General features: G+C 63.5%; 24 protein-coding genes. 17 read left to right on the top strand and 7 right to left on the bottom strand.

All coding sequences use genetic code 11. The features are described from left to right. Positions 1-11 precede the first annotated feature (11 nt). The 5 genes from scpB to serS all read left to right on the top strand — a co-directional run bounded on the left by scpB (position 12) and on the right by serS (position 4093). Positions 12-767, top strand: coding sequence for an SMC-Scp complex subunit ScpB (gene scpB, locus QZ964_RS07660; RefSeq protein ID WP_292530670.1), 756 nt, complete (start codon positions 12-14; stop codon positions 765-767). A gap of 168 nt (positions 768-935) precedes the next feature. Continuing rightward, positions 936-1172, top strand: coding sequence for a twin-arginine translocase TatA/TatE family subunit (locus tag QZ964_RS07655; protein ID WP_292530669.1), 237 nt, complete (start codon positions 936-938; stop codon positions 1170-1172). 154 nt (positions 1173-1326) lie between these two features. Further along, complete coding sequence (locus tag QZ964_RS07650; protein WP_292530667.1) at positions 1327-1716, top strand: preprotein translocase subunit TatA; 390 nt, start codon at positions 1327-1329, stop codon at positions 1714-1716. Next, positions 1713-2507 (top strand): twin-arginine translocase subunit TatC, encoded by a 795-nt coding sequence (gene tatC, locus QZ964_RS07645; protein ID WP_292530663.1) that lies wholly within the window; start codon positions 1713-1715, stop codon positions 2505-2507. Before QZ964_RS07650 ends, tatC begins: the two co-directional genes overlap by 4 nt. A 218-nt stretch (positions 2508-2725) precedes the next feature. After that, complete coding sequence (gene serS, locus QZ964_RS07640; protein ID WP_292530661.1) at positions 2726-4093, top strand: serine--tRNA ligase; 1368 nt, start codon at positions 2726-2728, stop codon at positions 4091-4093. Here serS and QZ964_RS07635 read toward each other — a convergent pair. Continuing rightward, the gene (locus QZ964_RS07635) at positions 4060-4542 is read right to left on the bottom strand and encodes an SH3 domain-containing protein (protein WP_292530659.1); all 483 of its coding nucleotides are present in this window, start codon (positions 4540-4542) and stop codon (positions 4060-4062) included. The genes serS and QZ964_RS07635 overlap by 34 nt on opposite strands. A 122-nt stretch (positions 4543-4664) precedes the next feature. Between QZ964_RS07635 and surE the strand changes: the two genes are divergently transcribed. From surE to QZ964_RS07615, 4 genes are all read left to right on the top strand, one after another. Then, entirely contained in the window at positions 4665-5438 is a 774-nt protein-coding gene (gene surE, locus QZ964_RS07630) for a 5'/3'-nucleotidase SurE (RefSeq protein ID WP_292530657.1), read from the top strand. Further along, positions 5435-6121: a methyltransferase domain-containing protein gene (locus QZ964_RS07625; protein WP_292530655.1), complete on the top strand. Its 687-nt coding sequence runs from the start codon at positions 5435-5437 to the stop codon at positions 6119-6121. Before surE ends, QZ964_RS07625 begins: the two co-directional genes overlap by 4 nt. 202 nt (positions 6122-6323) lie before the next feature. Further along, positions 6324-7610: a M23 family metallopeptidase gene (locus tag QZ964_RS07620; protein ID WP_292530652.1), complete on the top strand. Its 1287-nt coding sequence runs from the start codon at positions 6324-6326 to the stop codon at positions 7608-7610. Positions 7611-7766: 156 nt separating this feature from the next. Beyond that, the gene (locus tag QZ964_RS07615; protein WP_292530649.1) at positions 7767-8060 is read left to right on the top strand and encodes a hypothetical protein; all 294 of its coding nucleotides are present in this window, start codon (positions 7767-7769) and stop codon (positions 8058-8060) included. Here the strand turns inward: QZ964_RS07615 and zapE are convergent. Continuing rightward, positions 8035-9186, bottom strand: a complete 1152-nt coding sequence (gene zapE / locus QZ964_RS07610) for a cell division protein ZapE (protein WP_292530646.1) — start codon at positions 9184-9186, stop codon at positions 8035-8037. The genes QZ964_RS07615 and zapE overlap by 26 nt on opposite strands. Further along, positions 9183-9680: a GNAT family N-acetyltransferase gene (locus QZ964_RS07605; protein WP_292530690.1), complete on the bottom strand. Its 498-nt coding sequence runs from the start codon at positions 9678-9680 to the stop codon at positions 9183-9185. Before QZ964_RS07605 ends, zapE begins: the two co-directional genes overlap by 4 nt. 109 nt (positions 9681-9789) lie before the next feature. Between QZ964_RS07605 and QZ964_RS07600 the strand changes: the two genes are divergently transcribed. Next, positions 9790-10371, top strand: coding sequence for a GNAT family N-acetyltransferase (locus tag QZ964_RS07600; RefSeq protein ID WP_292530643.1), 582 nt, complete (start codon positions 9790-9792; stop codon positions 10369-10371). On the opposite strand, the gene QZ964_RS07595 is transcribed toward QZ964_RS07600, so the two are convergent. Continuing rightward, entirely contained in the window at positions 10357-10758 is a 402-nt protein-coding gene (locus tag QZ964_RS07595; RefSeq protein ID WP_367119243.1) for an NUDIX domain-containing protein, read from the bottom strand. The genes QZ964_RS07600 and QZ964_RS07595 overlap by 15 nt on opposite strands. Before the next feature lie 206 nt (positions 10759-10964). On the opposite strand from QZ964_RS07595, the gene QZ964_RS07590 reads away from it, so the two are divergent. Next, positions 10965-11846, top strand: coding sequence for a metallophosphoesterase (locus QZ964_RS07590; protein WP_292530640.1), 882 nt, complete (start codon positions 10965-10967; stop codon positions 11844-11846). A gap of 3 nt (positions 11847-11849) precedes the next feature. Here QZ964_RS07590 and QZ964_RS07585 read toward each other — a convergent pair whose 3' ends face one another. Then, entirely contained in the window at positions 11850-12587 is a 738-nt protein-coding gene (locus QZ964_RS07585) for a hypothetical protein (RefSeq protein ID WP_292530637.1), read from the bottom strand. Positions 12588-12799: 212 nt separating this feature from the next. Between QZ964_RS07585 and QZ964_RS07580 the strand changes: the two genes are divergently transcribed. The 6 genes from QZ964_RS07580 to QZ964_RS07555 all read left to right on the top strand — a co-directional run bounded on the left by QZ964_RS07580 (position 12800) and on the right by QZ964_RS07555 (position 23132). Beyond that, on the top strand, positions 12800-18271 hold the full coding sequence (locus QZ964_RS07580; protein WP_292530634.1) for a glycosyl transferase family 36: 5472 nt from the start codon (positions 12800-12802) through the stop codon (positions 18269-18271). Positions 18272-18294: 23 nt separating this feature from the next. After that, positions 18295-19482, top strand: coding sequence for an acetate/propionate family kinase (locus QZ964_RS07575; RefSeq protein ID WP_292530631.1), 1188 nt, complete (start codon positions 18295-18297; stop codon positions 19480-19482). Between the two features lie 219 nt (positions 19483-19701). Next, positions 19702-20478, top strand: a complete 777-nt coding sequence (locus QZ964_RS07570) for a hypothetical protein (RefSeq protein WP_292530628.1) — start codon at positions 19702-19704, stop codon at positions 20476-20478. Positions 20479-20766: 288 nt separating this feature from the next. Further along, the gene (locus tag QZ964_RS07565) at positions 20767-21144 is read left to right on the top strand and encodes a hypothetical protein (RefSeq protein ID WP_292530625.1); all 378 of its coding nucleotides are present in this window, start codon (positions 20767-20769) and stop codon (positions 21142-21144) included. Positions 21145-21441: 297 nt separating this feature from the next. Further along, positions 21442-22227: a 3-oxoacyl-ACP reductase FabG gene (fabG, locus tag QZ964_RS07560; protein WP_292530622.1), complete on the top strand. Its 786-nt coding sequence runs from the start codon at positions 21442-21444 to the stop codon at positions 22225-22227. An 89-nt stretch (positions 22228-22316) separates the two neighbouring features. Continuing rightward, a complete protein-coding gene (locus tag QZ964_RS07555; protein ID WP_292530619.1) occupies positions 22317-23132 on the top strand; it encodes a methyltransferase domain-containing protein in 816 nt (271 codons plus the stop codon). Positions 23133-23322: 190 nt separating this feature from the next. Here the strand turns inward: QZ964_RS07555 and QZ964_RS07550 are convergent, their stop codons facing one another. After that, positions 23323-23598 carry a hypothetical protein gene (locus tag QZ964_RS07550; protein WP_292530617.1) on the bottom strand — a complete coding sequence of 92 codons (276 nt, stop codon included), beginning with the start codon at positions 23596-23598 and terminating at the stop codon, positions 23323-23325. Between the two features lie 311 nt (positions 23599-23909). Next, entirely contained in the window at positions 23910-24743 is an 834-nt protein-coding gene (locus tag QZ964_RS07545; protein WP_292530615.1) for an FkbM family methyltransferase, read from the bottom strand. Positions 24744-24783 lie beyond the last annotated feature (40 nt).

Genomic DNA, 24783 nt, shown 5'->3' with positions numbered 1-24783 from the left:
GAGGACGCGTAGTGGCGCAAGCTGCGGAGAAAATCGAACTGTTTGACGTGAACAGCGACGAGGAGCTTGCGCGTCACGAGGCCCGGCTGCGCGAAGCGGAGCGGATTATCGAAGCGCTCCTGTTCGCCTCCGCCGAGCCGCTTGACGAAGCCGAAATGGCGCGCCGTCTCGAACAGGGCCCCGATCTCGAGCGAGTCATTGAGCGGCTGCGCGCCCATTACTCGGGCCGCGGCGTGAATCTTACCCGCGTCGGCAAGAAATGGTTTTTCCGCACCGCCGCCGACCTCAACTGGATCCTCGCGCGCGAGCAGGTCGAGGAGAAGAAGCTCTCCCGCGCCGCTTTGGAGACGCTGGCGATCATCGCCTATCACCAACCCACGACCCGCGCCGAGATCGAGGAGATTCGTGGCGTCGCCATATCGAAGGGCACGCTCGACGTGCTGCTCGACACCGGCTGGATCAGGCTGCGCGGCCGCCGCAAGGCGCCGGGACGGCCGATCACCTATGGCACGACCGACGCCTTCCTGATGCATTTCGGCCTTGAGCAGATCGGCGATCTGCCAGGGCTTGACGACCTCAAGGGCGCCGGCCTGTTCGACGGCCGCCTGCCGAAAGGCTTCGGCGTGCCGCAGCCCTCAGACGACGCCGCCTTGCGCGACGACGAAGAACCGCTCGAAGACGAAGCGCCGGAGCTTCTGGAAATGGAGTTTCCGGACGAGCCCGAGGCGCTGGACGCTCCGAACGAGCCGGACGGCGACGAGCTTTGACGCCGCCACGCCTTGGCGTGGTCAGGCGATGACCCTTCCTGGTTGTCGCAAGAAGCGCACAGCGCAGCCGGTTGCGCTTCCCGTCCTTGTTTTTGCGCCCACGGACGCATAGTTTCCGGGCAAACGCCGGTCATGCCGGTTTTCTCTCTCTTAGGAAGGATGCGCGCCATGGGCGGTCTGTCGATCTGGCACTGGATCATCGTCGGCGCGGTCGTCTTCATTCTCTTTGGCGGCAAGTTCAAGATTTCCGACGTGATGGGCGACGTCGCCAAAGGCATCAAGGCCTTCAAGAAGGGCATGTCGGAGGACGATGGCGCCGACGTGAAGGAAACGTCAAAGACGCTGCAGCATCAGGCGGCGGAACGAGCTGGCGAAGAGAAGTCCTCGGAAACAAAAAAAATATAGCGTTGACGCCCTCCCCTTGACGGGGAGAGTCGCGCTGCAAGCGCGGGGTGGGGTAAGAAGCCCTTGAACCTCGCCATCGTCACCCCACCCCGAAGCGCTTCGCGCTTCGACCCTCCCTTCCAAGGGAGGGATTCAGGGCGCCCGAGCACCACGCATGTTCGATCTCGAACCCGGAAAGCTCATCGTCATCGCCATTGTCGCCCTCATTGCGATTCCGTCGAAGGATTTGCCGCGGGTATTGCGCTCGCTTGGCCAATTCACCGCAAAAATGCGCCGCATGGCTGCGGAGTTTCAGGGACAGTTCATGGAGGCGATGCGCGAGGCCGAGCTTGAAGATTTGCGCAAGGGCGTCAGCGAAATGCGCGACGCCGTAAAGGAAAGCGTCAAGCTCGACGGCGCTTTTGATCCGATGGCCGAGGCCCGCAAGCAGATCACCGGGGCAATCAAAGGCGAATCGCTTTCGCGCACAGAAGCTCCTCAGGATGAGGGATCTCGTATTTCGGAAGGCGAGCAGGCTGATTCGTCGAAGAAGGCCGCCACATGAGCGAGGGCGACGAAGCCGAAATCGAGGCCAGCAAGGCGCCGCTGATCGAACATCTGATGGAATTGCGCGAGCGCCTGATCAAGGCGCTGCTCGCTTTTCTCGCGATGTTCGTGCTCTCCTTCTTCTTCGCCAAAGATATCTACAATCTGCTTGTCATTCCCTACACGCAGGTCGCGGGCCCCGAGGCGCGGCTGATCTACACCGCGCCGCAGGAATATTTTTTCACCCAGATCAAGGTCGCGCTGTTTACGGCGGCCTTTCTCTCCTGTCCGATCGTGTTGTCGCAGATTTACGCCTTCGTCGCGCCGGGACTCTACAAGCATGAGCGCACAGCGTTTCGGCCCTATCTTTTTGCGACGCCGATTTTTTTCGCGCTCGGCGCGCTCGTCGTCTATTTTCTGGTGATGCCCAATCTGCTGCGCTTCTTCATCGGCATGCAGCAGGCGAATGAACCGGGCAAGGCGCAGATCGAACTGTTGCCGCGCGTTTCCGAATATCTTTCGCTGATCATGACGCTCGTGCTCGCCTTCGGTATCGTCTTTCAGCTGCCGGTGGTCCTGACCCTGCTCGGACAGGTCGGCATCGTCACGTCGGAATTCCTGAAGGAGAAACGCCGCTACGCGATCGTGCTCGTGTTCATCGTCGCCGCGATTCTGACGCCGCCGGACGTGTTCTCGCAACTCGCGCTGGCAGTGCCCGGCATACTTTTGTACGAAGCGTCGATTTACGCCGTGCGCGCGATCGAGAAGAAGCGTGCCGCCGCCCAAGCGGCGGCGAGCGGCGGCTCATAGGCGACATCTCGCCGCTTGACCCTGTCACGTGCCCGCGAGAGAAAGGCGCCCTCGACAAAGCCCCTGCCGTCATGGCCGGGCTTGTCCGGGCCATCCACGCCGAGACGCTGCGCTCGTTTTCATATTACCGCAGTCGCCTTCGTGGATGCCCGGCACAAGGCCGGGCATGACGCGTTTGCAACAGTTCGCCCGTTACTCCCCACCGCCAGCAGGCCGATATGTACGACATCAAATGGATTCGCGAGAACGCTGAAATTTTCGACCGCGGCCGCGCGCGTCGCGGGCTCGACCCGATGTCGGCGCAGCTGCTGGCCTTCGACGATGCGCGCCGCGCCGCAATCGGCGCATTGCAAAAGGCGCAGGAGCGGCGCAACGCCGCCTCGAAAGAGATCGGCGCCGCGATGAAGGCGGGCGACGGCGCCAGGGCCGAAGCGCTCAAAGGCGAAGTCGCACAAATTAAGGAAAATTGGCCGGCGCTGGAAGAGGCCGAGCGCTATGCGATCGCCGAACTCGACAACGCGCTCGCGAGCATTCCCAACACGCCGCTCGACGAAGTTCCCGATGGCGCCGACGAGAACGACAATGTCGAAGTTGCGCGCTGGGGCGACCCGCGCGTTTTCGACTTCACGCCGAAGGAGCATTTCGAAATCGGAGAGAGCCTTGCACTCATGGATTTCGAAACGGCGGCGAAAATTTCCGGCGCGCGTTTCGTCGTCAACAAGGGCGGGCTGGCGCGGCTTGAGCGTGCGCTCGCGCAATTCATGCTCGATCTGCATACGAATGAGCATGGTTACACGGAAGTCAGCCCGCCGCTGCTCGTGCGCGACGACGCGATGTTCGGCACGGCGCAATTGCCGAAGTTTGAAGAGGATCAGTTTGCTGTTTTGAAAGGACTGCAAGATATCCACACTCGCGATATGGTGATCGATAGCGCGCGGCATGATCCGCCCGTTACATCGCAAGACATTCCTCCGCTCGATCAATTCTGGCTCATCCCCACCGCCGAAGTGCCGCTCACAAATCTCGTGCGCGAGTCCATCGTAGACGAGTCGCAACTGCCCATGCGCATGACTGCCGGCACCTATTGCTTTCGCGCCGAAGCGGGCGCCGCCGGTAAGGACACGCGCGGCATGATCCGCCAGCATCAGTTCTACAAGGTCGAACTCGTGTCGATCACCACGCCGGAGCAATCGCTCGAAGAACATGAGCGCATGACGGGCTGTGCCGAGATGGTGTTGCAGCTTCTCGAACTGCCCTATCGCAAGGTCGTGCTCTGCACCGGCGACATGGGCTTCGCGAGCCAAAAAACCTATGACCTCGAAGTCTGGCTTCCGGGGCAGGGGAAATATCGCGAAATTTCCTCATGCTCGGTTTGCGGCGACTTTCAGGCCCGGCGCATGAACGCCCGTTATCGCCCGGCCGAGAGCAAGGGGCCGCGATTCGTTCATACGCTGAACGGCTCCGGCGTCGCGGTCGGCCGCGCCATGGTCGCCGTGCTGGAGAATTATCAGCAGGAAGACGGCTCGGTCGACGTGCCGCGCGTGCTGCGGCCTTACATGGGCGGCTTGTCGCGCATTTCCCGGTGAACGGTCTTTCGCGGGCTGCAGCGCCCGCGTCTCGCTTTTTCCGCGCATTCGGGCTCGGGCGAGGTTCCAAAGAAAGGCGTCCAGCCATAGCCGTAATCTGCGCGCGGCGCATAGCCGTCGCTGAGCAGGCCGGGCGCCGCGACGGGCAGCACGACCGGAGCCGCCAAGAATCCTAAAAGACCAGATCCGGGCGCTGTCGGCGGCGCGCCAGGAATGACAAAGGCCGCCGGCACATAGCCCATGGTCCCGCCATACTGCACCTGACACCAGCGGCCGCATCCCAGGACATTGAACGGGATATTCGCCCCCATGGTCGTGACCGGCCTCGCATCGACGCTGGGGCTGACTTGCAGCGGCATTTCCGCCGCCACATAGGCTTCAAAAGCGGCGACGCGGCCGGGAACGGCGGCAAGCAACGCCGCCAGCAAGAACGACAGTCGTAAGCGCATCAAAAATCCCCCAGAGAATGGGCCTGAGCAATTCGCGTCATTGTGGACGTTTAGCGTCGAATCGTCCAAAGAAACCTGGGCCTCGTCAAATCGCCCCAAGCGCGAGCGAAACCGCCAAAAGCATGCGCATTCTCCTCACCAATGACGACGGCGTTCACGCGCGCGGCCTGGCGATCGCGGAAGCGATCGCGCGCGAATTCACCGATGACATTTTCGTCATCGCGCCGGAGTTCGAGCAGTCCGGCGTTTCGCATTCATTATCGCTCAACGATCCGCTGCGGCTGAGGGAGATTTCGCCGCGACATTTCGCCGTGAAGGGCACGCCGACGGACTGCGTGATCATGGGTGTGCGCAAGCTGATGCTCGATCATCCGCCCGATCTCCTGATTTCCGGCGTCAACTGCGGTCAGAATATCGCCGAGGACGTGTCCTATTCCGGCACCATCGCTGGAGCGATGGAGGGCACGATTCTGGGGATACCATCGATCGCGCTGTCCCAGGTCTATGATTTCTTCGCAAACCGGCAAACCGTCCACTGGGCGTGCGCGGCGACGCACGGCGCCGAGATTGTGCGTCGGCTGCTGGCGGCCGGCATACCAAAAAATGTGTTGATGAACGTGAATTTCCCCAACTGTCCGCCCCAGGACGTCGCGGGCGTCGCGATCACCATGCAGGGCCGGCGCAGCAGCGACATCATGAGGATCGAAGACCGCAAGGACGGCCGCGGCAATCCTTATCACTGGATCACATTCCAGCGCGGCGATTTCAAACCGGGGCAGGGCACCGATCTCATGGCGCTTGAAGAAGGAAAGATTTCGATCACGCCGCTGCAGCTCGATTTCACTGATCACCCGACCGTGACGCGGCTCGCGACGGCCTTCGAGAGCGACAAATGACCGGCGACGGCGGCGCACCCCAAGCGGCTGAGTTCGAAGAACGCGCGGCGTTGCTGCTGACGTTGCGTCAGGGGGGCGTACGCGACCTGTCGGTCTTGCGCGCAATGGAGGCGACCCCGCGCGAGGCGTTTGCGCCCTATCGCTTTCGCGATCTCGCGAACCGCAACCTCTCCTTGCCGATCGGCTGCGGGCAGACCATGTCGCGCCCGGTGGATCTTGCCCGGCGGCTAGAGGCGCTCAAGGTCGGCCGCGGCCATCGGGTGCTCGAGGTCGGGGCGGGGTCCGGCTATGGCGCGGCGGCGCTGGCGCAGCTCGCACGCGAGGTCGTGAGCCTCGAGCGGTTCGGGACTCTCGCGATCGAAGCCTCGCGCCGCTTGGCCGCCCATGGCGCGACCAACGCCAAGGCGGTCTGCGGCGACGGTCTCGATCCTCCTTTCGAGCTTGGGCGTTTCGATCGGATCATCGTGCAGGCCTCGGTCGGCGCCGCGCCGGCGGCGCTGATCCAATTGCTCGCGCCGGGCGGACTTATGCTCTTTGCCCGCAGAGCCCACGCCATGGCCGGCGCACGGGCGAAGGAACGATTGATTAAGCTTGATCGCAATGAGGAGGGCGAACTGCGGGAGACCGATCTCGGCCCCTGCCGCCTGGGCCCGGCCATTCCCGGCCTGGCGCAGGCGCTCTGAGACCGGTCGAACGTCCCGGTCGCGCCTGCGGTACGCAGGAAGGACGGGTCCAGCGAACAAGTCGCCCGGAATTCGTGTCATTCCTGTCGAAATGCTGAAAATTTATAGAGTCGTCGACGTTTCGCGTTCATCTTAAACGCCTCCTTAACCGCCGCGCTGTTATCGATAGTTCGTTCAATGTTGCGTTCGGGTGGGTCGCGTCATGGCTATCAAGCGTCCATTTGCTTATTCACGCGCCGCGGTGCGGTTTTTGGCGGCCGCAGGCGTCGCCGCCTTTGTCGCCGGCTGCTCCGACGCATCGCGTTTCATCGGCGATCCGTTCTCAGACCCGTTCTCGGGCTCGGCAAAGACCGCTTCGGTTGGAGTCGATCGAGCGCCGGTTGGCGCCATCGCCAGCGCGCCTGCGCAGAGCGCGCCCTCGAGCGCGGTGGAGTCCCGTCCGCTGCCGGCGCCCGCCGCCAGCGGCTCCGCGTCCGGCGCCAGCGCTTCAACCGCTCGAACCGCCCCGCCTGCCGCCGCGCAGTCGCCGGCGCGCGTCGCGGCCGGCGGCGGCCATTGGAGCGCCGAGGGCGGCACGCCGATCGTTGTCGCCCAGGGCGAGACCGCAAATTTGCTCGCCACCCGCTACGGCGTGCCCCCAGAGGCCCTGCTGCGCGCGAACGGCTTCAATATCGCGTCCCAGGTTCAGCCGGGCGCGCGTCTCGTGATTCCGGTTTTCCGCGCCGGCGGCGCCCCCGTCGTCGCCACGCATGCGCCCGCCAGTTCGGCGAAGGCGACGGCGGTCCCCGCGGCCAAACCCGTCGCAGCGAAGCCCTCGGCCCCGACAAAGCCGATGGCGGTCGCAAAGCCAGCCGAGCCGACCAAGCCGAAGCTGGCCGATTCAAAGGTCTCCGCAAAGGCCGAACCGCGCATCGCCGCCGCGACGCCTCGCGCGGTCAAGACGGAGCGCATCGTGCGAGCCGCGCCGGCCGAAGCGGAGGCGAATGCAGCCGATGCCCCGAGCAAGGCCGTTGTCGCTGAAACGCAGCCGGAAGCCGGCGGGGCCCGCAAGGTCGACAAGACCGCGACCGCCTCCATTCCCCCGGCTAATGACGTCAAAGCGGTCGCCTCCGACGATGGCAACCCCGAATTCCGCTGGCCCGCGCGCGGCCGCATCATTCAGGGCTTCTCGTCGGGCGGCAATGACGGGATCAACATCGCCGTGCCGGAAGGCACCCAGGTCAAGGCGGCAGAAGGCGGCGTCGTCGCCTACGCCGGCAATGAACTCAAGGGCTACGGCAATCTGGTGCTCATTCGCCACCCGAACGGTTTCGTCTCCGCCTACGCCCACAACGGCGAGCTCGATGTGAAGCGCGGCGATCAGGTCAAGCGCGGTCAGACCATCGCCAAGTCCGGCCAGTCGGGCAATGTCGGCTCGCCGCAGCTTCACTTCGAGCTGCGCAAGGGTTCGACGCCGGTCGATCCCACGCGTTATCTCGCCGGTTTGTAAGCGTCGGCGCTAGAACCCTCCGGCGCTCCGCGAGACATAGACGCTGGAGTTCGAGACGGCGGGTCCAAGGAAAGGCCCGCCGCTCTCGTCTTTTGATGCGTCGCGACCAGGGAAAATGCTATAGGCCGCGGGTCATAACCTGAGGAACCCGCACAAGTGACCTATCGTCTTGCTTTGGCTTTCCTGTTCGCCGCCACGCCGGCTGTCGCGGCCGATCCGACCGGCGTTCCGCAATGCGACGCCCTGCTCAAACGCTACGAGGCGTGTTCGGGACAAATGCCGCCGCGCCAAGTCCATGCTGCGCAAAAGGAGTTGCTCGAGGGCGCCATGGGCATTCGCGCCGCGGCGGCCGATCCTTCGAAACGAGCCGATCTCGAACGCTATTGCGTCGACCGCTTCGAGCAGATGAAGAAGGAAAGCGACATCAAGGAGTGTATGTCGAAGCCATGAGCGGCGCGCGGGCCTGGACGTAGTCCTTTCCACGCATTTCGATCAGGCGGGAGGCGGCGCGCTCGAACTCGCGCGCCTCCGCGCCGAAGGCGGCCTGATAAAGTTCGCAAGGTTCCGCCGCGGCGGACACGATCAGCAGAACGCGCGCGTCGTAGAGAACGTCGACGAGGGTGATGAAGCGGCGCGCTTCGTTACGCTGTTCGGGCGCGAGAGTCGGAACGTTTTCGACGATCACCGCATCGAATTTTTTGGCGAGCGCCAGATAATCGGTCGCCGACAGGGCCTGATCGCAGAGCGCCGAAAAGCTCAGGCGCGCGACGCGGCCCGCCGCCTGCGGGATTTCGATGCGCCGTCGCTTGACCTCGATTGTCGCTGGCGTCTCCGCGGCCCCATCGGCGAGCGTCGCGAACAACGTATCGATCGACGCTTTTGCACGAGAATCCGCGGGCGTGAAATAGACCTTTCCGAGATCCCCGCGCCGCTGCCGATAGTCGCTCGACGATTCGAGACGCACAACGTCCATTCGCTCCTGCAGCAGGGCGATAAAGGGCAGAAAGAGATCGCGGTTGCGGCCGCCTTCATAGAGCCGCGATGGCTCGACGTTGGAAGTGGCGACAACCACGACGCCCGACGCCAGCAGCGATGAAAACAGGCGCGCCAGTATCGTTGCGTCGGCGATATCGTTCACGGCGAATTCGTCGAAGCACAGCACGCGCGCTTCTTGCGCTATCTCCTGTGCGACGCAGGTCAAAGGATCGGCGTCGCCGCCGGGCGGATTTCGACGCAGTCGATGCAGCCTTTCGTGCACATCCGCCATGAAGGCGTGGAAATGTGCGCGGCGCTTTTTTTCGACGGAAAGCTCGCTGAAGAACAGATTCATCAGGAATGTTTTGCCGCGCCCGACCTGTCCCCAGAGATAAAGCCCGCGCTGGCGCGGCGTGCGACGACGAAGTTTTGCAAGAAGCGCCTGCCTCAGACCGGCGTTCCTCGGCCCGCGGCCGGCAAGCGCGTCGGCGAGCGCCTGAAGCTTCTCGACGGCGGCGCGCTGCGACGCGTCGCGCTCCAGCGCGCCTTGCGCGACGAGAGCGTCATATTTCTCGACGATGGCCTGGGCGCGCGACGTCATATGCGCCGCATCCGTCCGTTCGTCTCCGCAAGCGCGCCGGGACGAAGTTCGCAATAGAGCAGGCGATCGGAGTCGACCGGCCCCGGCATGGTGATTTTGCCGCGAGGCACGCGCGCGAAGCCGAGCCGCGCGTAATAGTCCTCGTCGCCGACGAGCAGGACGAGGCCGTGTCCGGCTTCGCGCGCGGCATCAAGCGAATATTTGACCAGCGTCTCGCCGACGCGCTGCTGGCGAAACGCCGGCTCGACGGTCAGGGGTCCAAGCAGAAGCGCCGGCGTCGATCCGACGAGGATCGGGGTCATGCGATTGACGCCGACGAGCAGCGTGCCGATTCGCGCGACGAAGGACAGCGAGCGATCCGGCTCGACGCCTTCGCGCAGGCGGTAGGCCGTACGCGCGTATCGGCCCGGACCGAACGCGCGTTCGTCGAGCTTCTCGATATGCGCGTCGTCGGCGGCCGTGAGCGGCGCAAATTTTACGGCGAGATCGATCATAATGGCGGCTTGACCCTGGGCGCTGGCCATATCACGCGTTGTCTGCGCCGCAAAACCTCTCGTTGCGCTGCGACAAGCCGGCATGCGAGCCTGCGCCTGGAGAGGAGCCATGCCGGAATATTGCTTGCGCCCCGCGGCCGTGCGGGACGCCCGCTCGATCGCCGAGATCAACGTCATGGCATGGCGCGAGACCTACGCCGGGCTCATGCCGGCGGAAGCGCTGGCGGCCATCGACCTCAACGCCTGGACGCGGCGCTGGCTGGAGAGGATCGGTTCGGGAGAAAGCGGCCAAGCGGTCTTCGTCGCGCTCGAAGACGGCGTTCCGGTCGGCTTCGCGCGCTGCACTCGTCAGACCAACCCGAAGCTCGTTCCGCTGGGCTTCAACGGCGAAATCGCCTCGATTTACCTCCTGCGGCGCGTGCAGCGCCAAGGGTTGGGCAAAGGCCTGATGGCGCGGCTCGCCGAATATCTGATGTCCGTCGGCTGTGCGAGCGCGGCCGTGTGGGTGCTCCGCGACGCAGCGAAGGCGCGCGGCTTTTACGAGGCGCTCGGCGCGGCGCCTGTTGGCGTCGAGGGCGTCTGGGAGGTCGAAGGCGTCGTTCTGCCTGATCTCGCCTATGGATGGCGCGATCTGCGGATCCTGGCTGAGGCCGCTGTCGCGGGCGCTCGAAAAGCCTCACCAATAGGGTGATATGGGCGTCTTTTCCAACGCCTCGGCCAGGCGCGCCCGCGTCGCGACGGTCGTCTCCGCCGGCAACGCATCTAGCGCGAAGAAGCCGGCCTCGGCGATTTCGCGATCGGGGGCGCGCGGCTCGGTGATGCGATAAGACCGCGCGACGTATAGGGCGACGTGGTCTCGCACCGAGAAGCGCCGATTGAAATAGACGCCGAAAAGTTCGGGCGGTTCGTCGAGCAGGACGTTGGCTTCCTCGTGGAGTTCGCGCTTGAGCGCGTCGACCAGCGTTTCGCCGCTTTCAACGCCGCCGCCCGGCAGATAGAAGCCGCGTACATAGGTGTGACGGACGAGCAGCACTCGGCGCTGATCGTCAAGCACAAGGCCGCGTACGCCTAAGGTCATCGGACGCTGAAACCGCGCGCTCAAGGCGATAAGCCTGCGCGTGAAACGAGATCGCGCCGAATGCGTCTCGCCCGACTGCTGCTCCCTCAAAGCGCTCTCCGCATGCCGAAACTATGGCAAACGATCTGCGAAGGTTCTACAAATCGCCAGCCCATCCTAGCAGAAAGCGCCGCCGTCGAAGGGGCATGGAGGGAGATGAGGTTCTCTTGAATTTTCGACTGGCTCATCTGTCCGACGCCCATATCGGTCCCATTCCGCGGCCAAATCTCGCCGAGCTTCTCGGCAAGCGCGTCACGGGCTATGTGAACTGGCTCTATAAGCGCGGCGCTCAGCACGACATGGGCGTGCTCGCCAGGATCGTCGCGGATATCAAGGCGCAGGCGCCTGACCATGTCGTCATGACCGGCGATATCGTCAACATCGGACTTCCTGGCGAAATCGCCCTCGCCAAGGACTGGCTCGCCTCTCTCGGCGCGCCGAGCGATGTGAGTTTCACGCCCGGAAATCACGACGCCTATGTCGCCAGCGTGACGGATCTCGTTCACGACGTTTTCGCGCCCTGGACGAGCAGCGAGGCGGAAGGCGCAGGGTTTCCCTATTTGCGCCGGCGCGCCGGCGTCGCGCTCATCGGACTCGACACCGGCGTGCCGACTGCGCCATTGGTCGCTTCCGGCCGGCTCGGCGGGGGCCAGCGGGCTGCGCTCGCTCAATTGCTGGATGGCGCGAAGGCGGAAGGGCTTGCGCGCGTCGTCTGCCTCCATCATCCGCCGCATGTCGGCGGCGCCAGGTTGCTGCGCGGGCTTGAAGACGCCGCGGAATTCGAAAGCGTCATCGCCCGCCATGGCGCCGAATTGATCGTGCATGGGCATAATCACAAGCCGAGCCTGCATCGACTTGCCGGACCGGACGCGGCGGCGCCCGTGGTCGGCGTCGCGTCGGCCTCGGCGCGCCCTGGCGGGCATTATCCGGGCGCGGCCTACAACCTTTACGAAATCGAGCGCAGGGGCGACGCGCTGAGCGTCCTGCTGCGCAGGCGCGGATTGAACCAGGTTGGCGAGGTCGTCGAACTTGAATCGGTCGAACTGTGACGATTAGCTCGTGAAATAGGTGCGAAAAATCCAAGCCCCTAATACGGCTAACAGCGCAAAGAAAGCGGCTGCGCCAAAAAATTCCGCGACGAACGCGGCGGCGCGAGAGACTTTGCTGGAGAAAGACGAGGCGGTGTCGCGCGCAGTCGCTTTGTTGCGGGCCGCGGCCGCCTTAACGGCAAGCGCCTGCGCCGCGCCGCCGCTCGCATAATCGATCGCCAGCGCTTTTTCGCGCTCGATCAGACGATGCGCGATATAGGCGGTGATCGCCTCGACAAGTTCCTCGGCGCTGTCGCTTTCGCAAAGCGCGACCCGGCCATGACGCGTATCCTGAAGAAAACGGTAGGTGCGCCGGTCGCGATCCATCTCGACAAAGCCGATCTGGTCGATGAACAGGCGTGGCCGTTCGGCGGGCGCAACGCCTACGTCGAAAATGTCGCAGTCGTCCGGCAGCTGCGCCAAGACTGGCGCCAGCGCATCGCCGAGCATTTCCAGACGGGCGATTTCCGCGGCGCGCAAATCAGAAATTGCGGCGGAGCGCTCGGCGTTCTCGAGGCGCGCACGGCGCAACGCGCCCGCAAGACTCGCCATACGCTCGTCAAGCGAACCATTCGCTCCCGTGCGGGCGACGCGCTCCCGCTCGACGAGAAGCGACAGCCGCTCGGCAGGCGTGGCGTCGGACGCGCCCTTCCGTTCGTCGTCGCGCGTGTCGGCCGGCGGCGCGGGCAGGGGCTCTTCCATCTCGTCCACTCGCTGAAGCCCTCGTGACGCCGGGGCGATAAAGCATTGGGAACTATAGCGGCTCTCGGCGGCGGTGCGAAGCGCGAGTCCGCCAAATGGACGCGGGAGTCGACTTTTTCCCCCGCCTCCGGCAAGGGACTTCATACGATAGCCGCTGATTCCGGACATTAACGAAAAAAACGCCGGATGCGACAGAGGCGCGGAGGGGATCCATGGCCGTCAATCGTGGCGAATCAGACGTCAAAGGCTCCGCGTTCGAACGCATCCTCATCGGCGCGGGATTTGCGGTCTTCGCTGCGCTGGAGGCGGCGGGCGGCGGCGAGCATGCGATCGTCGCCGGCTTTTTCGCCGGCGCCGCAATTTTTGTGCTGCGCCGCTCGTCCGAGAGTACGCGCCAAGCGGCCGATTTCGCCGTGGATTTCCTCGTCGTCGCGACTTTTACGCTGCTGTGCGACCGCTCCGGCGTTTTATGGCGCGCGCCGGACAGCTTCGCCGACCTTTTCCGGTTTTCGCCTGTGGGCGCGGGGACCGCCGCCATCCTCTATCTCGCGGGGGTCGTCACGCTGAGGGCGCGTTCGCGCATGGCGGTGCGCGCAGCCCTCTTCGTCTTGCCGCTGCAGTTCAGCCTCTTGCTCGCACTCGGCTCGCCGCTCCTCACCCAGATCGGCGGCTGGATGCTCCTCGGCCTCGACGTATCGGAGGTTTTGAGAAAGATCGCCGGCCGCACGCTGGTCCTGTTCCTGCTCAATGAGTCAATCGTTGTCGGCGTGCCGCTCGCGCTGGGCCGGTTTCTTCCGCGCCAGTGGCGCCCGCATGGCATTCTGTTCGCCTCAGCCTTCTTCGCGTCGTTAACCCCCTATATCGCGACCTCGGTTTCCTTTTTCTTCGCGCCCTACTTGCCCTATCCGGCGACAGCGGCGATTGCGACCGTGGCGGCGGCGCTCGCGCAAGCAGGCTTGTGGGGCCAAACCTATCTCGTGACTCAGGCGATGGCGGGTCTGTTGCGGGCGACGCCGTCGCTGCAGGTCGTGGTGTTCCATGATTGGCGGACAGGCGCTGAAAAAGGCGCTGTCTATGGCTTCGTGTTTATGGCGCTGCTGCTTGCGGCTGGACTGGTCGTCTCTTTCCCGCCGGCCATGGCAGTGATTTCCGTCTCGGGACCGGTCGGCGGCGCGTTGATCGGCGCGGCGCTTTTTCCGCTTGCGCGCGCCATCGTGGAGAGCACCGACTCGACGCCGCCGTTCTTCGCGCGCGTCAAAGAGCTTTATCTGCATCCATCGAACTATTTTCGCGGCGCGGTTGCCGGCGCGTCCATCGGATTTGCCCTGATGATCGGGCTCCCAGCGGCGAGCGGCGGCCACAGGTTTCTGTTCGGCGTCGTCGCGGGCGCGCTCGCCTATGCCGGCGTCGACGCGGCGATCGATTTCGCCGCGCTGACGCAAGGACGCCGGCAGCATCTGCGCAGCTGGCGAGTCTATTCGCTCGGCGCACTCCTCGGCGCGCTCGTCGCCGGCGCCGTCTCCTGGTATCTCGACGTGGGGCAAGTCGAAACGATCGTGGCGAAATTCTTCGCCTATACGTCGCTCGACTATGCGGCGGACGGCCGTCCGATCAACGACTATGTCATTCGTCCGCTGTTTTCCAAATGGGGCGCGACGGATCTCGGCAAGGTTGACGGCGGCGTGAGGCTGCTCTTCGACGAGTCGTTCTCAGGCGTCATCCAATGGGTGTTCGCCGCGCCGCTCTTTTCGGTCAATCTGTTTTTCCTGACGGCGCTCGTCGAGCGCAGCCTGCAGCCGCTTCGGCGCCTCGCGAGCTGGCAGGGCCTCGACATGCTCGTTGAAAACGCCGTGCGCGTTTTGCGCTGGGGCCTCTGGATGGCGCCGGTCATCTATTCCTTCCTTAAGGCTTCGCCGGACCCAAGCTGGTACAATCAGGACGGGCTCATCAGAACCGGCGTCGCGAGCTGGATGAGCTACATCCTTCCGGACTCTGATTTTCGCGCGTGGAGTCTCGATATTTTCACAGCGCTGCTCGCCTATGACGCCCTGCGCGTGCTGATCTGGTTCGACCATATGGGCTTGCGGGTCGCGACGCTCGTCAATCTCTCTTTCGTCGGCGGCGACGTGGCGGACGAAAAGGCCGCGGGCTTTCTAGGGAAGTCGCAAACCAGCCGCGCGATCCCGGAGGGCATCCGCCGTTTCGGCACCTGGGCGCCGCTCCTGCTTCCCTTTTATATTCCCCGCGGCGCGGATTGGGACAGCGCGTGGAGCGCCTCCGAGCAATTGGCGCACACACGGCCGCCCTCTTACGCCTATCTGGTCAGCGGCTATCTGATCTACGCCGGCCTCGTCGCCTTCGGCCTCGTCATCTTCCTTCTCGGCCGGCTGGCGCGCGCGCAGAAAGTGACGATTGAAGGCATCACCGGCGCCGGCGGTGTGCCGGGCTCGCGACCGTTGAAATTGAACAACGGGCTGATGACCAGCGAGTGGTTCGAGGACGGGCAGGGCGCGATTCGAATCGAAGGCGTGGCGCGCGGCGGACCGCCGATCGATTTGACGCGGCGGCCTGACGATCATGCCCATCCGCGCGGACGCTTCCTGTTTCTGCGGGAAGACGGCGGCGAGCTTTGGTCGATCGGCGAGGCGCCGACCCGTTGCCGCGCCGCTCAGGCGTCGCTCACCGACGCGGGCGAGAACTGTTTGTTCTTCATGGCTGAGCGCAATGGCTTCGCGGTCGAAGCGCGAGTCTCGCTCGCCGCTGACGAAGCGGTCGAAATCACTCGATTAAAGATCGTCAATCTCGAGCAGCGTCATCGCAAGTTGACGCTCGCGTCGTTTCGCGAATGGGTGCTCAACGAAACCGGCGTCGAACTGCGCGACGCCGCCTATAATGCGATTCATATCGGCACCTGGTACGTGCGGTCGCTCAACGCGATTTTCGCGCAGAACCGTTTGCTCAAGGGCGGGGCGCGTCGCCAGTCCGATCGCCGACTGTCGCCCGAGATCGGCTTTCACGCGATCGGCGGCGGCGCGGATGCGAAGATTTCCGTCGTCGGCTACGAGGATGTGAAGGCGCGGTTCTATGGAATGGGATCGACTCATGCGCCCGACAGCCTGCTGGGATTGGCGGCGCCGCGCGATCCGAAAGACGAAGGTTTGCTGTACGGCTTCGAGCCATGCGCCAGCCTGCGCATCGAGGTCGAACTTGGCGCCGCGGGCGCGACCGAATTGGTCATCGTCGACGGCTGGGCGCGCGATATGGGCCGGGCGACGGATTCGATTGCGCGCCATCTGGGGCTTGCGCCTGTGGCGCCCGAGACGCTGAACACGGCGCTGTCGCGCCGTCGCGGCCTCATTCTGCCGACGCCGCCCAAAACGCCGCGCTACGTTTTTTCACAGGATGGACGCAGCCTCACGCTCGCGCCTGGCACGCCGCGGCCCTTCGCCCATGTGATCGCCAACGCCTTCGGGCAAGGCGCAGTGCTCACCAATGACGGCGATATTTTTTCCTTCCACGGCAACTCGCGACTGAACAGTTTCACGCCGTTTCGCATGGGCGAGGGCCGTATGGCCCCGGCCGGACAGAGATTCTACATTTATGATCTCGCCCGGACCGACGCGCATAGTCCGACTTTCGTGCCGCTGCGCCGCCGCGACGCCGACTATCAAGTGACGTTTTCGCCGGGAGTCGCCGTCTATCACGCCGCGCGCGATCACCTCGATCTCGAGATGACCGTATTTGTGAGCCCGACGCGGCCGATTGAGTTCAAGATCATCAAGATCCGCAACAAGACCGATCATGAGCGTCTGCTGCAGATAACGCCAGCGATGGAAATCGTATTGGCGGAAACGCCGAACGAGAGTCTGGGCGCGCTGGAGTCGCGCGTCGACGCGAATATGCAGTCCATCTACTTCCGCAATCCACGCAATAACTTCGTGCGGGGGTGGGCGTTTGTAACGACCTCGTTGCCGGCGGAATTCGCGGAGACGTCGCGTCGTCGCTTCCTCGGCCATGAAAGCCGCGATCCATATCTGCCTTACATGGTCGAGCACGGTCACCCGGACGCCGGCGCGCCTGCGCATGAACGAAAGATCGCCGCTTTCAGCGGCGCAATCGATGTGCCTGCAGGAGAAGAAGCCGTCGTCGTCGTTGCGCTCGGACAGACGACGACGATCGAGGAAGCAAACCGACTTGCCGATTATGCACGCGATCCGCAGCACGCCTACGCCGAACTCGCGGCGAACGAGCGCGCCTGGGACGGTCAGCTGTCGGTGTTGCGCATCAAGACCAACCGCCCCGATTTCGACCGTCTGGTCAACGAATGGCTGCCCTATCAACTGCTCGCCGCGCGCCTGTGGGGGCGCACCGGACCCTCGCAGCGTTCAGGCGCGACAGGCTATCGCGACCAGCTGCAGGACGTCATTCCGCTGATCCATCTCGCGCCGGAGCGCGCCCGCGCGCAAATCCTGCTGCATGCCGCGCATCAATATATCGAAGGCGACGCGTGCAAATGGTGGCACCGCGCGCCGAACGGCGGCACTGGACTCGCGGACCGCACGCATTCATCCGATCCGCATCTCTGGCTGCCCTATGTGACGATCCGCTATGTCCGCGGAAGTGGAGACTACGCCATCCTCGATGAGGTGGAGACCTTCCTCGAAGCCAATCCCGTGCCGAAGGATCAGGAGGGCGAGGCCACCGTGCCGCTGACCTCGCGCGACAAGGACACGCTGCTCGGCCATTGCGCGCGCGCCATCGAATGGACGCTGGATCGCTTCGGCGCGCATGGTCTGCCGCTGATGGGTTCGGGCGACTGGGACGACGGAATGAATCTCGTCGGCGACGAAGGCCGCGGCGAGAGCGTGTGGCTCGGCTTCTTCCTGCACGGTATCCTTCTCGACATTGCGCCGATCTTCGAGGCGAAAGGCGACGCCGAACGGGCCGAGCGCTATCGCGAACGAGCGGCGAAGCTTCGCGCGGCGCTTGAAACCTGCTGGCGCGGCGACCGCTATATCCGCGCCTATGCCGACGACGGCGGAGAAGTCGCGCCGATGAGCGCCATGACCTCGTCATGGCCCACGCTGGCCGGGGCCGTCGACGCCGCGCGCGGCCGCGAGGCGATCGAAAAAGCCCTTGCCGTTCTGGGCCTGGGCGATCGCGTGCTGCTCGTCGCTCCGCCCTATGACGAACATTCTCGGCCTTATCCGGGACGCAGCGCCGAATATCCGCCCGGCGTGCGCGAAAACGGCGGCCAGTATTCGCATGGCGTTTCGTGGTTCGTCGATGCCTTGGCGAAGCTCGGCGCGCAGGCGCAACAGGATGGCGATCCGCGCGCCGCCGACGAGCTGTTTCGCACGGCGTTCAAGACGTGGATCGCGATTTCGCCGATTTCCAAGCTCACCACGCCCGCCGCTGCTGACATTTACGGCCTGCCGCCGCACCAGCAGCCAGCCGACGTCTACAATGGCGAGGGCTATGGGGGCCGGGGCGGTTGGAGCTGGTATACCGGCGCCGCGGCCCGCATGTTGTCGGCGGCCTATGCGCTGCTCGGGTTGGAATTCGAGAATGGCGAACTGAAGCCGCGTCCCGACGCTTTCCTTCCCAAGGGCGAATTACGGCTGGAGCGCGTGGACTACCTTGGCAAGACGTTCGAAGCGGAGCGGCGCCGTCGCGTCTGGTAGCTCGGCCTGGAGGCGTTGAGGTCATGGCTGATCGCGTCGTCACGCTCAACGCCGGGTCGTCTTCGGTGAAGTTCGCCTTGTTCGCGGCGGATGCGGACTGGCCGCAGCTGATCGTCGCCGGCACGGTCGAAGGGCTAGGCGCGAAGCCTCGCTTTCGCGTCGCGATCGCGGGGGGCGAGACGCGCGACGCGCCGCTCGCCGGAAAGCTCACCCACAAACAGGCGATTGCGGCGATCTTTGCATGGATCGAAGACGCTTACCCGGAGGCGGCGATTAGCGCGATCGGGCATCGCGTCGTGCACGGCGGGTTACGTTTCGCCGCCCCCGTCATCGTCGACGCGGAAACGCTCACGGCATTGCGAGAATTCATCCCGCTTGCGCCGTTGCACCAGCCGCACAATCTCGCCGGAATCGAAGGCGCCTGCGAGGCGTTTCCGAATGTGCCGCAGGTCGCGTGTTTCGACACGGCCTTCCACCGCGGCCATGCCTTCGTCGACGACGCCTATGCGCTTCCCTATTCCTATTACGAGCGGGGTTTGCGCCGTTTTGGCTTCCATGGTTTGTCGTATGAATATATCGCGCGGCGTCTGCGCGCGATCGATCCGATTCATGCCGAGGGCGGCGTTATCGTCGCGCATCTCGGCAATGGCGCGTCGCTTTGCGCATTGAAAGGCGGGCGCTCGATCGCCACCACCATGGGCTTCTCGGCGCTCGAGGGCCTGCCGATGGGCACGCGTAGCGGACAGATCGATCCGGGACTGCTGCTCTATTTGCTCCAAAGCGACGGGATGACGCCAAAGAAGCTGTCGAGGCTGCTGTATGAGCGCTCGGGCCTTCTTGGCCTTTCCGGCGTCTCGCATGACATGCGAGCGCTCGAAGCTTCCCAGGAGCCGCGCGCCCAAGCCGCCATCGCCTACTTCATTCATCGCATCAAGATCGAGATCGCCGCGCTCACGGCGGTCATCGGCGGGCTCGACGCGCTGGTTTTTACCGCCGGAATCGGAGAGCGCTCCCCGCGCATCCGGGCCGGCGTAGTCGAAGGGCTCGGCTGGTTGGGATTGGCGCTCGACGGAACAGCGAATGCGCGCAATGACGCGGTCATTTCGGCGCCCCGATCGCGTATTCCGGTTTTCGTGACGCCGACCGACGAGGAAGCGATGATTGCACGCCACACGATTGAAACGGTGGGACTGTCGGCCGCGGCTAGATGAGCGCGCGGCGGCCGAAAGGCAGCATTGTCGCCGTGGCGACGTCTGAAAATTCGCCCGCCAATCAAGCTGGGAAGAAATCACGAACCGATTGACCCGCCTTGCTAAATAGCTAAAATGTCTACGATTATTTGGAATACATGGCGCGGTTAACCTCACGCGGCGGCGCGGGTGATCTCAATCGCAAAATTTCGTCGTCGCTTCCGATTGGAAGAGGTTCTCGTGCGCAACCTCAGAGAAAGCGAAAGCCCGTCGTCCGAAGACGGAGGTCTGACAGCCGCCATCGCGCGGCGAATTCCCGACGCTATCTCGCCTGATCATCTTACGTTCGCTGGGCTGTCTGGCGCCGTCCTCGTCGCCGCCGCGTTCATCGCCAGCCGCTGGTCAAATTGGTTCCTGGCGCTTGTCGCGTTGGGGCTCGCGTTAAACTGGCTGAGCGAAGGTCTGGTGCGCGCCGTTTTGGCGCGTCGCGGCTCCGTGCGTCCGCTCTATGGATACTTCATCGACAATTCGGCTGACCTCGTCGCTCAAACGCTGATGATCATGGCGTTCGGCTTCTCGCCCTATTTCACGGTTCCCTCGGCGCTGCTCGTTCTTTCCCTCTATTTGCTGCTCAGCTCGTACAAATATTTGCTCGTCGTGATCCATGGCGAAGAACAGCCGCGTGGCGGATTTGAACCTAAGGGCGTTCGGCTGCTCGTGATGGGCTGGTCGCTCTTCGCGGCGTTGATAGGAGATGCGCTCGCCTCGCAACGCATTTTCTCCTTCGCCGTGCTTGACGTCGTCGTCGGAAGTCTGTCGATTTGCGCCTTTGTCTTCTTCGTCTTTATCGTTCGCCGGGACTTGGCGCTCGTTCGGCTGCGCGAGCTTGACGCCGCAGATCGTGGCGATGACGATTCATCGTCGGATCAGGATGATATTATTTCGATTGTCTCGCATTTCGCCTCGGCCGGTCGTGGCGTGCCGGCGCGAAGCGAAAAGAAAATTTCGGCGCGCTAAGCCGCCACTCTTAAAGCAATTCGCCGCCCCTCGGACTCGCATCGCACGGGATCGACACAGCGCTCCAGAGCAAATGTCCTTCTGGATCGACTCTCCTTCAGCCTGTCGAAAGTGAAAGGCCTAGCGAACAGGTCATCGCGATTGACAGCGTTGACGGAGCTGCTCAATTTTTTGCTTGCTCCTTTTGTTTGCCGCAATTCTGTAATTGACGTACGCGATGGACGAGCAAAATTCTCGTATGTTTTTGCGGGTCAAAGCTGAGCTGTAGGTGAGCAGGAGTGGGCTGAGATGAAACCCAGTAGCGCGAAGCTTTCGACTGACAACCGAACGGTGGCGTTGTTTGAAGAGGCCGCGAATAAGTTTCGAACCTATTTCGAGCGAGAAGTGCTTGCCGCGCTGCCGGAATTCGCGCGCCGGGAGCTCGAAAGCGAATTGAACGCATTGGCCAATTTATCGGAGGACGATCCTGTTCCCCAATTGGCGGAGGCGTCGCTCGTTCGCGCGGAGCAATGCGCGCATGACTTGCTGAGCATGAACTACGACGGTCCCGCCGGCTCGTTCTTGCGGCGCTCGGTGCGCGAGGCTGCGAGCGACATAAAGGGGGCGGTGATCGCCGCCTCGCGGCGAGGCGGAAACGTGATAAATTTTCCGCGAAGAGTTTGCTGATCAAGCGCTGAATTCACAAGCCGTCCAAACTTGCGGCGATAACAAGCCCGGCCGCCGCTTGTCGTCGTTGTGGAATTGCAGCTCGCCGAGTCGACTTGGACGAAGTTCACAAATCTCTCTTTGCAGAATTGTCTGATGCGCCGAGGCGGACTCGGTCACCATTGGAAAAAGCAAGAGCGTTGAAGCATTCACCTTCACCTTTCCGCGCCGCTGCAGATTCGGTCGGCGGCCTGCTATGTTCCGCTTGCGGCCGCTCGACGCAGCGTCCGTCGTCGGAACGAGCGGAGAGATGGTAAAATGCTCACCTCAATCGCCGGTCGGTCGGTTATCGTCACTGGCGGCAGCCGGGGCATCGGTCGCGGCGTTGCCCGCGTCTTCGCGGCCAAGGGCGCGCAGGTGCTGGTGGTCGGCCGCGACCTCGCGCAGGCCGACGCGACGGCGGCCGTGATCCGGGCCGATGGCGGACAGGCCAACGGTTTCGCCGCGGACGTCGGTGATCCCGGCGATGTCGCGCGCATGGCCGGTGCTGCGGTCGAGCGGCACGGCGGCATCGACATTCTCTGCGCCAACGCCGGCGTCTTTCCCGCCGCCCGTCTGCTGGAGATGACTCTGGAGCAATGGAACGAGGTGCTGTCCACCAACCTCGCCGGCGCCTTTCTGTGCGTGCGGGCCTGCACGCCTGCGCTGGCGCGCAGCGGCCGCGGGCGGATCGTGCTGACCTCATCGATCACCGGCCCGATCACCCGCTATCCCGGCTGGACGCATTATGCGGCGAGCAAGGCGGGACAACTTGGGTTCATGCGCACCGCGGCGCTGGAACTGACGCCGCTCGGGATCACCATCAACGCCGTTCTGCCCGGCAATGTGCGCACAGAAGGACTCGACGCGCTCGGCGAGGACTATGCAGCAAAAATGACCGCCTCGATTCCCCAACGCCGGCTCGGGAGCGTCGAGGACATCGCCTATGCCACGCTGTTTTTCGCCAGCGACGAAGCCGGCTACATCACCGGCCAAACGCTGGTGATCGACGGCGGGCAGGTATTGCCCGAGTCGCTGATGGCGCTTCAGGACATGGATCGCTGACGCGGGATCATTGATTTCGGGAGCCGCCCCAGCGCATAGTTCGCGATGTTGCGAGCCCACGGTTCGCATGAGCGTAGGATGGGGAATGCGTGACTGACAGCGGCTGTTACCTCCTCGGCTGCAGTGAAGCCGAACAGGCGCGGCTCGACAGCCAGAGCGCCGTTCTCGCGCCCGTGACACAAGCTCAATTGGACAGGCTCGGAATCAAGCCCGGCGAACGAGTCATCGATCTGGGGTGTGGCCCCGGTTATGTGTTGAGTCTCTTGGCCGAGCGCGTCGGTCCCGGCGGATCGGTGATCGGCCTTGAGCGCGACGCCCGTTTCGCCAGCCTGGCGCGCCGCTATGTCGCCGAGCGCGCTCTATCACAGGTCGAGGTCATCGAGGGGGACGCGTTCGACACCGGACAGCCCCGCGCGTCCTTCGATGGCGCCCATATGCGACTCGTTCTTGTCAACGTGCCGGACCCTCAGCGTATCGTGCGCGAAATGGCGTCGCTCGTCCGCCCCGGCGGCTGGGTCGCGAGCTTCGAGGCTGACCTGCTTTCGTTAAATTGCGACCCGCCCAGCGCCGAATGGATCCGTCTTCTCGACGCCTATAAAGCCTATTCGGACGCGCAAGGGATCGACCTTTGCATCGGTCGACGCACGCATTCGCTTTTCCGCGCGGCCGGCGTCACGGACATCCATGTCGAGGCGGTCGCCTATGTCTCCTCGGCGCGCAATCCGGGTCGCCTGATCCTGCTCGACTTCGTCAACAATGTTCGCGAGAAGATGATCGAGCAGGGCTTTATCGGACGGGCCGAGCTTGAGAGCGACGTCGCCGCCGTTGAGCGGCATCTGTCCGATCCCGATGTGCTGGTGACGTCACATCTTTTCTACCAGTTGTCGGGCCGCGTTCCGCGATAGGTTGAGTGGCGGAACCGGTTGGGACGCGCCTTCTCCGCGACCCCGCGTCGCCCACCATCGCCGCGACGGCGCAGCCCAGCAGGATGCCAATAATGCAGGGGCACGAGATTTCTCCCGCCAGCAATCGTTGAGGCTCGATTGGCAGGGCGTCTTTTCGAACCGACAGGGCTGAGAACCCCGCAGCCCAAAATCACGAATGATGGTGATGATGGTGGTGGTGATGGCGATAATGATGATGATGGACTTCACCAGCCGAGATCGCCGGTGAGGGGCTGACAGGCGCCGCCGTGTGATTCCCCGTCACCTTGTCCAATACGCCGGTTATTGCGTTGCCCGCTTCGGCGCCGACCCGATTCACGCCCGCGCCAAGAGCTGAAATCGGATCTTGGGCTTTCGCCGCCTGAGCCATGACAGCAGGGCCGAGCATTAGGCCGAATACCAACCCAATCTTCTTAAGGCGCATCATTCGAACCTCCTACCTCTGTTTGCGAAATGGACCTCATCAATAGTTCACTGCGGCTTTCGAGCCAACGTTTTTTCCGCGCTAGACGAGTTGACGGCCTCGCAGCTGAATGCAAGCGCGACTATGCCGATTGCATGGCAGGCCACTGAGAATCAACAAGGCGAATCGTCCAAGAACGGCTGCCCGCGCTCTGTGCAAGAGCCGGCCGAACAGGTCGACACGGCGCCCGGTAAAGATAAGCAAGCCTGCCTCCGGGCCCTGAAAAGCAGACTCAGGTCCCCGTCGGAAAGGTGTTACATGTGATTGCACCCACTCTAGGGAAACGAAGTCAGAACCGGAATGTTGACGTCATTGGGCCCGATCACTGGTTTGAGGCTTCCCACCGGCAATTCGCGGCCTTCCGGCAAGAAGATGATATTGGTGTCGTAGCCGCCGACCTGAAATGCCGAGGCGCCAAAGTTCTGGGGGCGGAATCTGCTGGCGAAGAACCAGTAGCCGCGACAGCCTTGCGGCTGCAATACTTCATGGATTTCTTCAAGCTGTTTGGCCGAACTGAATTCTAGGAAGATATTGGGCTTGTGTCGCGCGATGAGATTGCAAGCGCCGCGCAAAACTTGCGGCTCATGTCCTTCGGCGTCGACCTTGATGAAATCGACGCGACTGAGCGAAGCGAGTTCGGGATCTTTGTCCAACGCAACCATGGCGACCTTGTCGTTCCAAACCGAGCCGTTGAATCTCGCCTCTGTGCTGAACCCCGACAAGAGCGAAAACGCGCCATAGTTCCACGGGCGTTCGTAGTCGCTCGTTTCAATCTCAATCTCCCCGCATTGTTCGCCGACAGCGAGGTTTCGGGCGACGATGTTCAGCCGGTTGTTGAGAGCAATATTGCCGCACAGAATGTGAAAGATCGGCCGCTGCGGCTCGTAGGCATAAATTCGGCCGTGTTCGCAGATGATCGAAAGCGGTATGGCGTGCAGCCCCATGTTCGAGCCGACCTCGACGCAGATTCCGTTTGCCGGCAGCAGAGCGCGAAACAGGTCGACCTCGGCCTCCGCCCATTCGCCGTACATATCTACATTCTGGCTGATGAGATCGCCGCGCAGCAGGATAAAACGGTCCCAGCGGCAATCTTTCAGATATGTCTGCATCGACTCTTTCGCCCTGCTTGAAAGTTTCGCCGCTGCGTCG

Origin of the sequence: Methylocystis sp. (assembly GCF_021731785.1) — a bacterium.
GTDB lineage: Bacteria > Pseudomonadota > Alphaproteobacteria > Rhizobiales > Beijerinckiaceae > Methylocystis.
Note: the sequence above shows the minus strand (reverse complement) of the source record. Positions and strands in the feature narration are given on the sequence as shown.